Annotated in this window: 11 protein-coding genes; 2 read left to right on the top strand and 9 right to left on the bottom strand. The window is 71.9% G+C overall.

Annotation, left to right across the window (positions count from 1 at the left end; genetic code table 11):
* The first annotated feature begins 62 nt into the window (after nt 1–62).
* Nucleotides 63–1,424, top strand: coding sequence for an MFS transporter (locus tag ACEXOX_RS33360; protein WP_406524677.1), 1,362 nt, complete (start codon nt 63–65; stop codon nt 1,422–1,424).
* On the opposite strand, the gene ACEXOX_RS33355 is transcribed toward ACEXOX_RS33360, so the two are convergent.
* The 4 genes from ACEXOX_RS33355 to ACEXOX_RS33340 form a co-directional block, all read right to left on the bottom strand.
* On the bottom strand, nt 1,381–2,046 hold the full coding sequence (locus tag ACEXOX_RS33355) for a DUF4360 domain-containing protein (protein WP_406524676.1): 666 nt from the start codon (nt 2,044–2,046) through the stop codon (nt 1,381–1,383). The genes ACEXOX_RS33360 and ACEXOX_RS33355 overlap by 44 nt on opposite strands.
* Nucleotides 2,047–2,278: 232 nt before the next feature.
* Complete coding sequence (locus tag ACEXOX_RS33350) at nt 2,279–2,488, bottom strand: acyl-CoA carboxylase epsilon subunit (RefSeq protein ID WP_365839548.1); 210 nt, start codon at nt 2,486–2,488, stop codon at nt 2,279–2,281.
* A gap of 102 nt (nt 2,489–2,590) precedes the next feature.
* Nucleotides 2,591–4,174 (bottom strand): acyl-CoA carboxylase subunit beta, encoded by a 1,584-nt coding sequence (locus tag ACEXOX_RS33345; protein ID WP_406524675.1) that lies wholly within the window; start codon nt 4,172–4,174, stop codon nt 2,591–2,593.
* A gap of 260 nt (nt 4,175–4,434) precedes the next feature.
* Nucleotides 4,435–6,879 carry a polysaccharide lyase 8 family protein gene (locus ACEXOX_RS33340; RefSeq protein WP_406524674.1) on the bottom strand — a complete coding sequence of 815 codons (2,445 nt, stop codon included), beginning with the start codon at nt 6,877–6,879 and terminating at the stop codon, nt 4,435–4,437.
* Between the two features lie 237 nt (nt 6,880–7,116).
* Here ACEXOX_RS33340 and ACEXOX_RS33335 point away from each other — a divergent pair, with 237 nt between their 5' ends.
* Complete coding sequence (locus ACEXOX_RS33335; RefSeq protein ID WP_406524673.1) at nt 7,117–7,758, top strand: YceI family protein; 642 nt, start codon at nt 7,117–7,119, stop codon at nt 7,756–7,758.
* Nucleotides 7,759–7,844: 86 nt separating this feature from the next.
* Here the strand turns inward: ACEXOX_RS33335 and cimA are convergent, their stop codons facing one another.
* The 5 genes from cimA to ACEXOX_RS33310 all read right to left on the bottom strand — a co-directional run bounded on the left by cimA (nt 7,845) and on the right by ACEXOX_RS33310 (nt 14,401).
* On the bottom strand, nt 7,845–9,461 hold the full coding sequence (gene cimA / locus ACEXOX_RS33330; RefSeq protein ID WP_406524672.1) for a citramalate synthase: 1,617 nt from the start codon (nt 9,459–9,461) through the stop codon (nt 7,845–7,847).
* Nucleotides 9,462–9,843: 382 nt separating this feature from the next.
* Nucleotides 9,844–11,181 (bottom strand): MFS transporter, encoded by a 1,338-nt coding sequence (locus ACEXOX_RS33325; RefSeq protein WP_406524671.1) that lies wholly within the window; start codon nt 11,179–11,181, stop codon nt 9,844–9,846.
* Between the two features lie 141 nt (nt 11,182–11,322).
* Complete coding sequence (locus ACEXOX_RS33320) at nt 11,323–12,543, bottom strand: hypothetical protein (RefSeq protein ID WP_406524670.1); 1,221 nt, start codon at nt 12,541–12,543, stop codon at nt 11,323–11,325.
* 170 nt (nt 12,544–12,713) lie between these two features.
* Entirely contained in the window at nt 12,714–13,334 is a 621-nt protein-coding gene (locus tag ACEXOX_RS33315) for a TetR/AcrR family transcriptional regulator (protein ID WP_406524669.1), read from the bottom strand.
* Nucleotides 13,335–13,351: 17 nt separating this feature from the next.
* Nucleotides 13,352–14,401 carry an agmatine/peptidylarginine deiminase gene (locus ACEXOX_RS33310; RefSeq protein ID WP_406524668.1) on the bottom strand — a complete coding sequence of 350 codons (1,050 nt, stop codon included), beginning with the start codon at nt 14,399–14,401 and terminating at the stop codon, nt 13,352–13,354.
* Nucleotides 14,402–14,680: the final 279 nt, after the last annotated feature.

The raw sequence follows: 14,680 nt of genomic DNA, 5'->3' as shown, positions 1-14,680 counted from the left end.
TCGCCGCACCGCCGCATCACACCCGCACCGCCGCATCGCACCACACCGCACGGAGGCAGGCCATGGCCCCACCGAAGCTCCCGCTCCCCGACCGGCTCGGCATCCCGGGCCCGCTGGTCCTCGGCTATCTCGGCGTGCTGCTGTTCATGGTGGGCGACGGCGTCGAGTCGGGTTTCATCGCCCCGTACATGGCGGACCACGGCGCGGGCACCGAGGTGCACGCCTCGTACGTCATCACCGCGTACGGCGTGACCGTCATGCTCGCGTCCTGGCTGTCCGGCGCCCTGTCCGACCTGTGGGGGCCGCGCCGGGTGATGCAGTTGGGGCTGGCCGTGTGGGTCGTCTTCGACGTGCTCTTCCTGGCCTTCGCGCTGGGCCCGCAGAACTATCCCCTGATGCTGGTCTTCTACGGTCTGCGCGGCTTCGGCTACCCGCTCTTCGCCTTCGGCTTCCTCGTGTGGATCACCGCGACCGCGCCGTCGGCCCGGATGGGCACCGCGGTGGGCTGGTTCTACGTCGCCTTCACCGGCGGCCTGCCCACCCTCGGCTCGCTCGTCGCGGGGGTCACCAACCCCTGGTTCGGCCAGTTCGGCACCCTGTGGGTGGCGCTCGGCATCATCCTCCTGGGCGGGGCCTGCTGTCTGCTCGGCGTCCGGGAGCGCACCGGGTACACCCGGCTGGCGCCGCCGGAGGTGCGTCCGGTGCAGTCGCTGCTGTCCAGCCTGTCCATCGCGTGGACGCACCCGAAGGTCGCCGTCGGCTGTGTCGTGCGGGTCATCAACACGGCGCCGGAGTTCGGCTTCCTGGTCTTCCTGCCGGCCTTCTTCGGCACTGAGCTGGGGTTCGGGCAGGGCCGCTGGCTGACCCTGCTGGCCGTCATCTACGGCACCAACGTGCTGTGCAACCTGCTCTTCGGCGCGATCGGCGACCGGATCGGCTGGCGGCGGACCATCGCCTCGTTCGGCGGCCTCGGCTGCGCGGTCACCACGCTGACCCTCTACTTCGTGCCGAAGGCCGTCGGCGGCAACTACCCGGTGGCGATCGTCATGGGCATGCTGTACGGCATCACGCTGGCCGGATTCGTACCCGTCTCGGCCCTGATCCCGGCCCTCGCGCCGGAGAACAAGGGCGGCGCGATGGCCCTGCTCAACCTCGGCGCGGGCGGCGCGGCCTTCGTCGGGCCCGCCGTCGTCAGCGTCTTCCTCGGCCCGCTCGGCCCGGCCGGGGTCGTGATCGTCTTCGCGGCGCTGTACGTCGTCTCCGCCGTCCTGACGCTGTATCTCAAGGTGCCGGAGCGGCCGGAGGACCCGGAGGTGCCGGAGGGTCCGCGCGCACCGGTGCACGCGGACCCCCTGGCCGTACCGGCCGCCGCCGATGCGGCTACCTGGGGCACTGCTTCCACGCGAAGTGGTACTTGGTGTTGATGCTGCCGTCGGTGGAGTCCATCGCCATGTAGCTGGTCAGCTTGGGGTCGGAGCCCTTGGCGTCCACCCGCAGCTCGGTGTTGATGTTGAAGTAACGCTTCTCGCCACAGGGGGCGTAGACCAGCGCGTCGATCCCGGTCTCGTCCGAGGACTGCCAGTTGGCGTCGTACGGGCCGGTGAAGCGGTGGCTCTTGCGGGCCGTCTCGGAGCTGCCCTGGAAGTAGTAGCCCGCCTGTTCCAGGCCGACGGCGCCGGGCGCGAGCTGGGCGTAGCCGCGGTAGTCGGCCTTGGCGATCGCGTAGGTGAAGCCCTGGGGGACGTGGACGTTCAGCGCGATCTGACAGTTCTTGCGGGAGTCCGTGGGTCTGGTGTCCTTGCCCGCCTGGGCGAGGTATTCGCTGTACGTCACGGTGAAGGCCGTGTTGTCGGGCGCGACGGCCACCGCGGCGCTGCCCGGCCGGCAGCCCGAGCCGTTGACGGTGGCGACCGTGATGGTGATCTGGCCGGTCGGCGGCGCCTCTTCGCCGTACCGGGGCGAGGCCTGTGCGGAGGCGGGGGACGCCGACCCGGCGAGGAGCAGCAGCGATGCCGCGGCGGCACCGACACCCAGTGTGCGGAACATGGGCTTTCCTTCCGGTCGTCCTGCGATCGGCTCCCGGGGCCCGGGGTGGACGCCGGGGAACGCAATGACGAGCGCATGTCAGCACGGGGATCACGGATTGGACAGCTCCCGGCCCCGGAGTCGGTGCGAACCTACGCCTTCTTCCGGCCGTCGCAGCAACGGCGTACGACCCGCGAAGAAAGCAGTCGGGCCCGGTACTCGGATCGAGTACCGGGCCCGGGTGACTTGCTGCTCAGCGCTGCCAGCTGCCGGCGCCGCGGAAGCCGTGCTGGCGCTCCAGCCGGCGCCAGCGCGCGGCGGTGGCGCGGCGGCGGCCCGGCACGGCGGCCTCCGGGCGGTGGGCGGCGCGGGCGAGCAGGACGGCGGTCAGCGCCGCCAGCTCCTCCTCGCTGGCCTCACCCTTCTCCACGCGGATGGGGCTGGTCTGAACGGGAGTGGTCACGTCGTTTCTCCGGTCTGCGAAAGGTCCGGTCGGGGGCCGGTCGGTGGCTGTCGTGCCGAGCCGGGCGGGCTTGCGCGCCTCGCGGAGGCGGGCTCGCGCGCCCTACTGGGGCGGGTTGCCGTGCTTGCGTGCGGGCAGGTCCGCGTGCTTGTTGCGGAGCATGTCCAGGGAGCGGATGAGCACCTCGCGGGTCTCGGCGGGGTCGATCACGTCGTCGACCAGGCCGCGCTCGGCCGCGTAGTACGGGTGCATCAGCTCGGACTTGTACTCCTTGACCATCCGCGCCCGCATCGCCTCGGGGTCGTCCGCCTCCGCGATCTGCTTGCGGAAGATGACGTTGGCGGCGCCCTCGGCGCCCATCACCGCGATCTCGTTGGTGGGCCAGGCGTAGGTCAGGTCCGCGCCGATGGACTGCGAGTCCATGACGATGTACGCGCCGCCGTACGCCTTGCGCAGCACCACCGAGATGCGCGGCACGGTGGCGTTGCAGTACGCGTACAGCAGCTTCGCGCCGTGCCGGATGATGCCGCCGTGCTCCTGGTCCACGCCGGGCAGGAAGCCGGGCACGTCCAGCAGCGTGACGATGGGGATGTTGAACGCGTCGCACATCTGCACGAAGCGGGCGGCCTTCTCGGACGCCTCGATGTCCAGCACACCGGCCAGCGACTGCGGCTGGTTGGCGACCAGGCCGACGACCTCGCCGCCCATCCGGGCCAGCGCCACGATGATGTTGGTGGCCCAGCGCTCGTGGACCTCCAGGAACTCGCCGTCGTCGACCAGCTCCTCGATCACCGCGCGCATGTCGTAGGGGCGGTTGCCGTCGGCGGGCACCAGGTCCAGCAGTGTGTCGCCGGAGCGGTCGGCGGGGTCCTCGCACGCCACCGACGGCGGGTTCTCCCGGTTGTTCGAGGGCAGCAGGGAGATGAGGTAACGGACCTCTTCGAGGCAGGTCTGCTCGTCGTCGTAGGCGAAGTGGCACACGCCCGAGGTCTCGGCGTGCACGTCGGCGCCGCCCAGGCCGTTCTGGGTGATCTCCTCGCCGGTGACCGCGCGCACCACGTCCGGGCCGGTGATGAACATCTGCGAGGTCTCGCGGACCATGAACACGAAGTCGGTCAGGGCGGGGCTGTAGGCCGCGCCGCCCGCGCACGGGCCGAGCATCACGCTGATCTGCGGGATGACGCCGGACGCCTTGGTGTTGCGCTGGAAGATGCCGCCGTACCCGGCCAGCGCCGAGACGCCCTCCTGGATACGGGCGCCGGCGCCGTCGTTCAGGGAGACCAGCGGGGCACCGGCCGCGATGGCCATGTCCATGATCTTGTGGATCTTCGTGGCGTGCGCCTCGCCCAGCGCGCCGCCGAAGATCCGGAAGTCGTGGGCGTAGACGAACACGGTCCGGCCGTGCACGGTGCCCCAGCCGGTGATCACACCGTCGGTGTAGGGCTTCTTGGCCTCCAGGCCGAACCCGGTGGCCCGGTGCCGCCGCAGCGGCTCCACCTCCCGGAAGGAACCCTCGTCCAGCAGCAGCTCGATCCGCTCACGCGCGGTGAGCTTGCCCTTGGCGTGCTGCGCCTCGGTCGCCCGCTCGCTGGGGCCGCGCCGGGCCTGCTCGCGGATGGCGTGCAGCTCGGCGACCCGCCCGCGGGCGTCGTTCGCCTCGGCGGGCACATCTTCGACAGTGGTCATGTATCGACGGTACGTGGCCGGACCCTCCGGAACCGATGTCGGTTTCGTACAACGTCGGAAGCGATTTGGTGGGCAGGCAGGACAGAAGCGTCCTGCACGCGGCCTGCCTCCGCCCCCGTACGCACGCCGGAGGGGCCCAGCGATATGTATGGGCCCGACAAAACGTGACCGCGCGGCGTTGTGGCAGTCCGCTGCTTGACCGGGCGCCGCGGCACCTCGATCGGCGCGCCGGCGGCGCCGTGGCCAGGCGGAACGGCCGGTCAGCGCGGGGCGACCGTACAGGTGTGGGTGGTGCAGGCGGTGCCTGGAGTGACGCGCAGCCGGAGCGCCGGAGCGGTCGCCAGGACCGTGACGGAGGGGTCGGCGGCGAGCACCGCGCGGACCGGACGGTCCCAGACCACCTCGAACGGCTTCCCGGTGCGCGGCGGCTCGGCCACGCACAGTGACGCCGTCCGGCCGCCGTGCCCCGCGTGCGCGGTCCGCGCCGGCCGCTCGCGCAGCAGCACGCTCGCGGGCGCCGAGACGGTCAGGCCGCCGGCCGACCCGGCCTGCCAGAAGGTGGCGGCGGTGAGCCCGAGCGCGGGGACGGCGACCGCCTGCCGTTCGCCGGTGTTGGCGAGGACGGTCAGCCAGTGGCGGTCGGCGGCCCGGGCGGCGAGGGCGCGCGGGCCCGCTCCGGGCATCAGCAGGTACGCGTACGTGGCGTCCGCCGGGTCGGTGCCGTGGTCGAGCCACAGGGTCAGATAGCGGCGGGTGAACGTTTCGGGCGAGCCGCCGGTGTTGATGTCGCTCCACGCGCCCGTCCGGGTGTCGCGCAGCGCGTGCGGGACCGTTTCCGCGCCGCCGGGGAGACGGGGGAAGACGTACCCGCCGTGCCCGGCCAGATGGATCCAGCGGGCGCGCGGGAAGGCGAGCGGGCGGCCGGGCGCGGCGGGCCGCCGTACACCGTCGACGGTCAGCACGGACGTCCCCGACGCGCCCAGGTTGCGGTTGTCCACGACCGTCTCGGCGGGCACCCCGTCGCGGGAGGTGATGCCCGCGCCCAGGCAGATCACGCAGTCCGCGGCGAAGAACCACGACTTCTTGGCGCGCAGGGTGGAGGACAGGCCGCGCACGTCCTGCCCGACCGCGGCGAACTCGCCGTCGGTGGTGCCGCCCACCCATCGCGCGGCGGGCTTGGGCAGGCCCCAGCCGCCGCCCTCGTTGTCGGCCAGCCGCTTGGCGGACACGGTGGTGCCGGGCAGGCGGTACGGATCGACGGTGGGCCAGAAGGCGTCCGTGTACTGGTCGTTCGCGAAGTCCCGGCCCCACCAGTAGAGCATTCCGGCGCCGGTGTGCCAGCCGCGCGGGTTCTCGCCGTTGCCGTTCTCGTAGTACGCGATGCGGTCCGAGGCCATGGCGAGGCCCGCGGCCCAGCCGGGGCGGCGGTGCACGGCCCGGTCCATGGCCGGGAAGAGCCGGTGGCCGACCGGCTCCGGCGCGACCGGGCCGCCGTCGTCCGCGAGCCCCTTGAGGCGGGCGAGGTCGGCGATCTCGTACTGCCGGTCGGCGAGCACCGGGTAGCTCGTGTCACGCCGGATCCAGCCCCGGGCCATCGCCTGCCAGTGTTCCCGTTCCCGCGCGGTCGCCGCCTCCGCCAGGAGGGCGACGGCGGCGACCAGGGCGTGCCCGTGGAAGTGGTCGCCGCGCATCACCCGGCGCTCGTCGGCCCGCAGGTAGCCGCGGCTGACGGCGCGCCCGTTGACGCTGTCCATCATCAGGCCGTTGTAGAGCAGGGGCGCGTAGGCGTGTTCCACGCTGTCGAAGATGATCTGGCGCTGCGGGTCGGTGACGGCCCAGTCGGTCCCGGCGAGCAGGGTGAAGAGGCGGCCGAGTCCGTCGAGGAGGACGAAGCCGTAGGTGCCGGAGTAGGCGACCCAGGTGTGCTGGACGAAGGAGCCGTCGGCGTACAGGCCGTCGCCCTTGGTGACGTACGGGAAGACCGGGGACAGCGCGTCGCGGGCCAGCGCGATCTTCGCCGGGGCCCGGCCGAGGATGCCGCGCAGCGCGACGACGCGGCACAGGTCGACGCGGTTGGCGCCGGTGCTGGTGCCGGTGTAGTCGCCGAGCATGCCGTCCGGGACGAAGTGGTCGACGGCGGCCAGGTACCGGGACCGCCGGTCCGCGCCGAGCTGCTCGTACAGCATCGCGATGGTGTCCAGGAGGAGGCGGGGACTGCCGATCTGCCACTCCCACCAGTTGCCGTAGCGCGTCGTGCCCGCGTGGTAGACCGTGTCGTGCACATGGTCCAGGCCCTTGAGGACGTCGGCGGCGAGGGCGGCGTCCCCGGTCAGGCCGGTGCCGGGCTGGGCGTGGGCGCGGGCCATGGTGGCGAGGCGGTTGTAGCTGCGGGTGATGCCGGCCGGCGGGTCGAAGTGGCTGTCGGGCCAGAGCGAGCCGGCGGCCGGGCGCATGGCCGCGCGGAAGCCGCGGGCCAGTTCGCCGGTCTCCTTCAGGCGGGCGGCGTACGGTTCGGCGGCGGGGTCGTAGCCGGTGCCGAGCTGGATGCGGAGCCAGCGGCGGCGCAGGGTCTCGTACGGATCGGGGTCGGCGGCGTGCGCGGCGGCGGCCGGGCCGGTGAGCGCGGGCGTCAGCGCCAGGCCGAGCGCGCCCGCTCCGGAGAAGCCGAGGAAGCCCCGGCGGGACCAGACGGGGGAAGGCGGCACGGTCCGTCCTCTCCGTGAACGTCGAGTGCGTACGGATGCGGTCTGGTGCAGCGGTGTCCGACGGTCTAGCACGGGCTCCGGCGCTCCGACAATGCCCATGACACGTCCGCCGTGCAGCGCATGCCCGCCGCGGCGCACCCGTAGCACTCCCCTGGGAATCAAATGTTGAAACTTGAACTAGGTCGCGCTACGCTCAATCTCGTTGAAGGTTTAACAACCCACTTCCGAGGAGGAGCCATGGCTCTGTTCACCCGCAAGCGCGCCACGGCCACGGCCGCGGACACCGGCCGCACCACCGCCCGGCGGCCCGCCGCCGTCCTCGACGCCGACCCCGCCCTCGCCGCCCTGACCGGCGACTACACCATCGACCCGGCGCACAGCCGGATCGGCTTCACCGTCCGGCACGCGATGGTCACCAACGTCCGCGGCGCCTTCGGCACCCACGAAGGCACCCTCCACCTGGACGGCGCCGACCCGGCCCGCTCGACCGCCGCCGTGGACGTCACGATCGCCTCCGTCGACACCGGCATCGCCGACCGCGACGCCCACCTGCGCGGCGCCGACTTCTTCGACGCCGACACCTTCCCGCTGATGACGTTCCGCTCCACCGCCGCCGAGCGCGTCGGCGGCGACACCTACCGGATCACCGGCGACCTGACGATCAAGGACGTCACCCGGCCGCTCACCATCGACCTGGAGTTCCAGGGCACGGCCACCGACGTGTACGGCGCCGAGCGCGTCGGCTTCGAGGGCAGCGCCGAGATCCTGCGCTCCGACTGGGGCCTGACCTGGAACGCGGCGCTGGAGACCGGCGGCGTCATGGTCAGCGACAAGGTCAAGCTCACCTTCGACATCTCCGCGGTGAAGGCCGCCGCCTGAGCCGAAGGCCCGGTGAACCCCGCGGCCCCGTACCGGACCTCCCCCAAGGACCGGTACGGGGCCGCGGTCACCCCGCGCGCCGCGGGCTACTCCTGCGGCTCGACCCCGGCCCGCATCAGCCCGTACGCGTACGCGTCGTCCAGTGCCTGCCACGACGCGGCGATGACGTTCTCGGCGACACCGACCGTGGACCACTCCCCCTGCCCGTCGCTGGTCGACACCAGCACCCGGGTGATCGAACCGGTGCCCACCCGGCCCTCCAGGATGCGGACCTTGTAGTCCACCAGCTCCAGCCCGGCCAGCTGCGGATAGATCCGCTCCAGTGCCACCCGAAGCGCCCGGTCCAGCGCGTGCACCGGACCGTTGCCCTCGGCGGTGGCCACCAGCCGCTCGCCCTTGGCCCACAGCTTCACCGTCGCCTCGTTGGCGTGCGTGCCGTCCGGCCGGTCCTCGACGATCGCCCGCCACGACTCCACCCGGAAGTACCGCAGTGGCCGCCCCTCCGCCTCCTCGCGCAGCAGCAGCTCGAAGGAGGCGTCGGCGGCCTCGTACGTGTACCCCGCCAGCTCGCGCTCCTTGACCCGCTCCACGACCCGGCCGACCAGCTCCCGGTCGCCGCTCAGGTCGAAGCCCAGCTCCTTGCCCTTGAGCTCGATGGAGGCGCGCCCCGCCATGTCGGAGACCAGCATCCGCATGCTGTTGCCGACCAGCGCCGGGTCGATGTGCTGGTACAGGTCCGGGTCGATCTTGATGGCGGAGGCGTGCAGCCCGGCCTTGTGCGCGAACGCGGAGACACCGACGTACGGCTGGTGCGTGGAGGGCGTGAGGTTGACGACCTCGGCGATGGCGTGCGAGATGCGGGTGGTCTCGGCCAGCTTCCCCTCGGGCAGCACCCGGCGCCCGTACTTCAGCTCCAGGGCGGCCACGACCGGGAAGAGGTTGGAGTTGCCGACGCGCTCGCCGTAGCCGTTCGCGGTGCACTGCACGTGTGTGGCGCCCGCGTCCACGGCGGCGAGGGTGTTGGCCACCGCGCAGCCGGTGTCGTCCTGGGCGTGGATGCCCAGGCGCGCCCCGGTGTCCGCCAGCACGGTCCGTACGACGGCCGCGACCTGCGCGGGGAGCATGCCGCCGTTGGTGTCGCAGAGGACCACCACGTCGGCGCCGGCCTCGCTCGCGGTCCGGACGACCTGCTTGGCGTAGGCCGGGTCGAGGGCGTACCCGTCGAAGAAGTGCTCGCAGTCCAGGAAGACCCTGCGGCCGTGCGCGCGCAGGTGGGCGACGGTGTCCCGCACCATCGCGAGGTTCTCCTCCGGCGTGGTGCGCAGCGCCAGCTCCACGTGCCGTACGTGCGACTTGGCGACCAGCGTCACGACCGGCGCCTGCGAGTCCAGCAGCGCCGCCACCTGCGGGTCGTCCTCCACCCGTACGCCCGCCTTGCGGGTGGCGCCGAAGGCGACCAGCTGGGCGTGCCGGAAGCCGATCTCCGTACGGGCCCGCTCGAAGAACTCGGTGTCCCGGGGGTTGGCGCCGGGCCAGCCGCCCTCGATGAAGCCCACGCCGAAGTCGTCCAGGTGCCGGGCGATGGTCAGCTTGTCCGTGACGGTCAGGTTGATGCCCTCGCGCTGTGCTCCGTCGCGCAGCGTCGTGTCGAAGACGTGGAAGGCGTCGGACAACGCCGGTTCGGGTTCGGGTGCGTCCGTCATGGCTGGTCTGGCTCCTGTCGGGGTCTCGGTATACCGGAATGACCGGTTCCACCGCCCCCTCATGGTCCCGCGCGCTCCGCCTCCGGCGGAAGGTGGGCCGGAAACGAAAAGACCTCTCGCGGATGCGAGAGGTCTGCGCGCGGGTCTGGGGCGACGGTGACCGCGCCGCACTCGGTGGGTACGGGCGGTCACTGCGGACCGGCGCGCCTGCTGCCAATAATCGTGGCGAACGGGAGCATGCTGGCATCCTGCCATAAGTTCCCGGGGGTGGCCGGGCGTCTCACAGTGCGGGCCCACTGGGGTGGCCGTCCCTGCTTGTCCTCAAACGCCGGACGGGCTTGGGTTTGGCTGCGGGTCGTCAGGGGTGACGGTTCCTGTGTCCTCAAACGCCGGACGGGCTTGAGTTGGCCGACCGCGCGGGAAGAGGTGCGTCCTCTCCATCCGCCCGCTTCACCCTGTTCAGGTCGATCGTCTTCGTCTCGCGCATGGTGATGTAGACGATCAACGAGACCGCCGCGCAGCCTGCCACGTACCAGTAGTAGCCCGATTCGATGCCGCCCTTCTTGAACCACAGGGCCACGTATTCGGCGGTGCCGCCGAAGAGGGCGTTGGCGATGGCGTACGGGAGGGCGACGCCGAGGGCGCGGATGCCGGTGGGGAAGAGTTCGGCCTTCACGCAGGCGTTGATCGAGGTGTAGCCGGTGACGACGAACAGGGCGAGCAGCGCCAGGCCGAGGGCGGGCCAGAAGCTGCCGGCGTGCTTGAGGAGCGTCATGATCGGCACGGTCAGGAAGGTGGAGCCGACCGCGAAGGTGATCAGCAGCGGGCGGCGGCCGATGCGGTCGGAGAGCCGGCCCGCCAGCGGCTGGACGCACATGAAGACGAACAGGGCGCAGAAGCTGACCAGGGAGGCGGTCGGCTTGTCCAGGCCGGCGCTGCCGGAGAGGTACTTGGTGAGGTAGGTCGTGTACGTGTAGTACGCGACGGTGCCGCCCATGGTGAGGGCGATGACCAGGAACGCCTCGCGCCGGTGCGCCCACAGCGCCTTGAGCGTGCCGCGCTCGGGGTCGTTCTGCGCGCTGTCGTCCTGCGCGTACACCTCCGTCTCCAGCATGTTGCGCCGCAGGTAGAAGACGATGGCCGCGCCGAGCGCGCCGATGATGAACGGGATGCGCCAGGCCCAGCTGTGCAGGGCGTCCTCGGACATGGTGCGCTGGAGGACGATCTGCAGGCCGAGTCCGAGGAGCTGGCCCGCGGTCATGGACACGTACTGGAAGCTGGAGGCGAAACCGCGCTGCCCGGGGGCGGACGCCTCGGTGAGGTAGGTGGCGCTGGCCGCGTACTCGCCGCCGACCGAGAGTCCTTGCAGCATGCGGGCGACGAGCAGCACGGCGACGCCGCCGTACCCGGCCACCGCGTAGGTCGGCGCGACGGCGATGAGGATGGCCGAGGCGGACATCAGCGTGACGGTGAGGGTCAGCGCGGCCTTGCGGCCCTTGCGGTCACCGACCCGGCCGAGCACCCAGCCGCCCACCGGCCGCATGAAGAAGCCGACCGCGAAGATCCCCATGGTGTTCATGAGGTTGGCGGTGTCGTTCCCCTTCGGGAAGAAGGAGTCGGCGAAGTACACCGCGAAACTGGCGTACACGAACCAGTCGAACCACTCGACCATGTTGCCGGCCGAGCCGACCCAGATCTTCTTCCACTGCTCTCGTCCCATGACGGATCACGGTCGCCGACACCGCCCGCCGCGGCAAGAGTTCAGCGGGCAACGATCACGCTTCGTTACCTGCGGGGTATGCGGGCGCACGGCGTACGAACACGTCTGCGCGCCCGGTTGCGTACGGCACGGCGCTGCCCCTCAGCGGATGTGCCGCAGGAACACGTCGGTCTCGTGGTTGGTGTCGCCGGCCACCAGGTCGTCGAGGTGCGACGCGAAGACGGCCTTGCGGCCGTCCGGTGTCATCCCGTCGGGTCCGGCGGTCGCCGCCCGGGGCTTGCCGTCGGTGCCGGGGCTGACCAGGGTGTCCTTGCCGGTCCGCAGGTCCTTGACGTACAGCCCGTACGCGGCGCCGGAGTAGTGCAGCAGCAGGCGCCGGCCGTCCGGGCCGATCGCGTCCGCGGTGGCGTACTGGTTGCCGTTGATGCCGTCCACGCGCCGGACCGCGCCGGTGCGGGTGTCGCGGAGGAAGACGTAGGAGCGGGCTTCGTCGGGCACCGGCACGATGTTCTTGGCCGACGAGTTGAAGGCGACGGTACGGCCGTCGGCGCTGATCAGCGGGTCGGTGGAGCCGGAGGTCGCGGGCCGGCCGTCGGCGGTGGTGTCGATCTGCCGCTGCTCGCCGGTGCGCAGGTCGGCGAGGTGGATGTCGGCCCAGTCGCGCTCGCCGCCGGGGCCGCCGCCGCGCCGGCTGCGCTCCCGGTAGGCCACCTTGGAGCCGTCCGCGCTGATACGCGGCGAGTCGTAGCCGCGTCCTTCCCTGGCGGGGACCCTGCTGGCGCGGCGGGTCGTGCCGGTCTTGCGGTCGCGTACGTAGATCCGGCCGAACTCCTCGTTCGGCGGCGGGTCGGTGGCCTGCCGGCCCAAGTAGGCGACGTAGCGGCCGTCGGCGCTGAGCGCGGGCGTCTCGCCGCCGGTGAAGCCCGCGTCCATGTCCAGATCGACGCGTTCCAGACGCCCGGTACGGATCTCGTAGACGTACACGTGGTACGTCCCGTTCGTTTCGGCGTTGAAGGCCACATGGCGGCCGTCCGCGCTGATCGTGGCGAAGTCGGCGTTGCCGGGGCCGAGCGGGGCGTTGAGGCGGCGGGTGGTGCCGGTGCGGCGGTCGCGCAGGAAGACGTCGTGCGCGAGGGTGCCGTCGTTGTCGTCGCCCGGCACGAGGTTGTCGGCCTCCGAGTCGAAGGCGACGTACCGGCCGTCGGGGCTGATCGCGGCGTTGAACGAACCGCCGCCGACCGCTTCCGAACCGTCCGGCGCGGTGTTCACCCGCTCGGTACGGGGCCCGTGGCCGCCCGCAGCCACCGGGGACGCGTAGGCACCGCTCAGCGCCACCGCCCCGATGAGGACGGAAGCCGCCACGGCTCCTGGTAACGCACGTCTGCCGCGGTTCGCCCGCTCGCCCATGTTTCCCCCGGAAACACCCGCCTCCGGCCCTGCGTCGGAGCGCCAGGGGATACAACCGCACCAGCGGCGACAGGGTCAATGCGCTCTTTTCCGTACAACCTGGGCCGGGTGTCAGCCGTCCGCGGTCACGGCTTGTCCGCGGGCCGCAGCGCTTCGTCCAGGAACTCCCCCACGTGCCGTAGCACCTGCTGCCGGTCCAGGCCCGGCAGCCCGACGACGAGGTGGGTGCTGAAGCCGTCCAGCAGCGCGCGCGTACGCGTGGCGAAGCGCTCCGCGTCCACGGCCCGCAGCTCACCCTTCGAGGCGCCTTCGACCAGCAGCGCCACCAGATCGCGGTGCCAGGCCAGTTCCAGGTCGAGCTGGCGCTCGCGGGTCGCGTCGTCCGCGCTCTGCGAGCGGTTCCACACCTCCAGCCACAGGGTCCAGCGCGGGTCCCGGTGCCCCTCGGGCAGGTACAGCTCCACCAGCGCATCAAGCCGCTCGCGCGCCGGAACACGCTGCGCCAGCGCGGCCCGCCGCCGTGCGCCGAGCTGCTCCTCGCTCCACTGGAGAGTCTGGAGCAGCAGCTCGTCCTTCGTACCGAAGTAGTAGAGGATGTGCCCGCTGCTCATCCCGACCTCGCGGCCCAGCCCGGCCATGGTCAGCCGGTCCAGGCCCGACTCGGCGATGGTGGCCATGGCGGCGGCGAGGACCTGCTCGCGCGGCTGGGTGAGCCGCCGCCGCGGCCGTCGGACCGGTCCGGGCACGGAAACCTCCGGGAACGTCACACTGTGCCCACCTTGGGCTGCTGCTGGGTGATGCAGTGGATGCCACCGCCCGCTGCGAAGATCGTACGGGCGTCGACCGGCGTCACCGTCCGCTCCGGGAACAGCCGCCGGAAGATCCCGGCGGCCTCCTCGTCGCGCGGGTCGCCGAAGGCGCACAGCACCACGCCGCCGTTGCACAGGTAGTGGTTGATGTACGAGTAGTCCACCAGCTCACCCTCCACCTCGACGACGGTCGGCGCGGGCACCTCGACCACCTCCAGCGGCCGGCCGCGCGCGTCCGTCGAGGAGCGCAGCAGCCCGACGGTCTCCTTGCACACCTCGTGGTCGGGGTGGGCCGGGTCGGGCTGGGTGTGCGCGACGACGACGCCGGGCCGGGCGAACGCGGCGACGATGTCCACGTGCCCGCGGGTGCCGAACTGCCCGTAATCGGCGGTCAGTCCACGCGGCAGCCAGACCGCCTTCGTGGTGCCGAGGCCGGCGTGCACCTCCGCCTCGACCTCCTCCTTCGTACTCCCTGGATTACGTCCGGGATCGAGCTGCACGGTCTCCGTCAGCAGCACCGTGCCCGCACCGTCCACATGCAGCCCGCCGCCCTCGTTGACCAGCGACGACCGGTACGTACGCGCCCCGGCCAGCCCGCCCACGTACCCGCCGACCCCGGCGTCCCGCTCCCAGCGGGCCCAGCCCTGACCGCCCCAGCCGTTGAAGATCCAGTCGATGGCGGCCAGCCGGCCCTCCCCGTCCGTCAGAAAGGTCGGCCCGATGTCCCGCATCCACGCGTCGTCCAACGGCCGCTCGACAACCTCGATGTCCGCTCCGAGCAACTGCCGCGCCCCGCCCGCCTGCCCGGCACCCGCCACCACCGTGACCGGCTCGAACCGGCGCACGGCCCGAGCCACCCCGGCCCAGGCCCGGCGGGCCCGCTCCAGCGTCTCGCCACCGTCCTCACCGAAGGTCGCGTTGGGCCCGGGCCAGGCCATCCAGGTCCGCTCGTGCGGAGCCCACTCGGCAGGCATACGGAAGCCGTCGGCGGCGGGGGTGGTCATGGTCGGGATCCTCCGGACTCGGGGCGGGACGGCGGGCCGGGGTGAAGCGGGACGGCCCCTGTCCGGGCCGCCCCGCGGTTCGTGCGCGGCGCGGTGTGGCGCCAGCTCGACGCGGCACGCTTTAGTGCGCCACTCTAACTATGTAGCCCTACCTTGCCAACGGCTTGGTGAATAACAAACACCAATTTTTTGAGCAGCACTCAAATACATACACTCATCACCCACGACCACTCCCCACCTGCCGAACAACCGGTCCCCGAACACCGAACGGCCGCCCGG

Source organism: Streptomyces sp. Ac-502, assembly GCF_045222935.1.
Classification (GTDB): domain Bacteria; phylum Actinomycetota; class Actinomycetes; order Streptomycetales; family Streptomycetaceae; genus Streptomyces; species Streptomyces monomycini.
Note: the sequence above shows the minus strand (reverse complement) of the source record. Positions and strands in the feature narration are given on the sequence as shown.

Bases quoted from the DNA above. Each gene is read 5' to 3' on its own strand.
- ACEXOX_RS33360 (WP_406524677.1), top strand. From the start codon at position 63: ATGGCCCCACCGAAGCTCCCGCTCCCCGACCGGCTCGGCATCCCGGGC.
- ACEXOX_RS33355 (WP_406524676.1), bottom strand. From the start codon at position 2,046: ATGTTCCGCACACTGGGTGTCGGTGCCGCCGCGGCATCGCTGCTGCTC.
- ACEXOX_RS33345 (WP_406524675.1), bottom strand. From the start codon at position 4,174: ATGACCACTGTCGAAGATGTGCCCGCCGAGGCGAACGACGCCCGCGGG.
- ACEXOX_RS33335 (WP_406524673.1), top strand. From the start codon at position 7,117: ATGGCTCTGTTCACCCGCAAGCGCGCCACGGCCACGGCCGCGGACACC.
- cimA (WP_406524672.1), bottom strand. From the start codon at position 9,461: ATGACGGACGCACCCGAACCCGAACCGGCGTTGTCCGACGCCTTCCAC.
- ACEXOX_RS33325 (WP_406524671.1), bottom strand. From the start codon at position 11,181: ATGGGACGAGAGCAGTGGAAGAAGATCTGGGTCGGCTCGGCCGGCAAC.
- ACEXOX_RS33310 (WP_406524668.1), bottom strand. From the start codon at position 14,401: ATGACCACCCCCGCCGCCGACGGCTTCCGTATGCCTGCCGAGTGGGCT.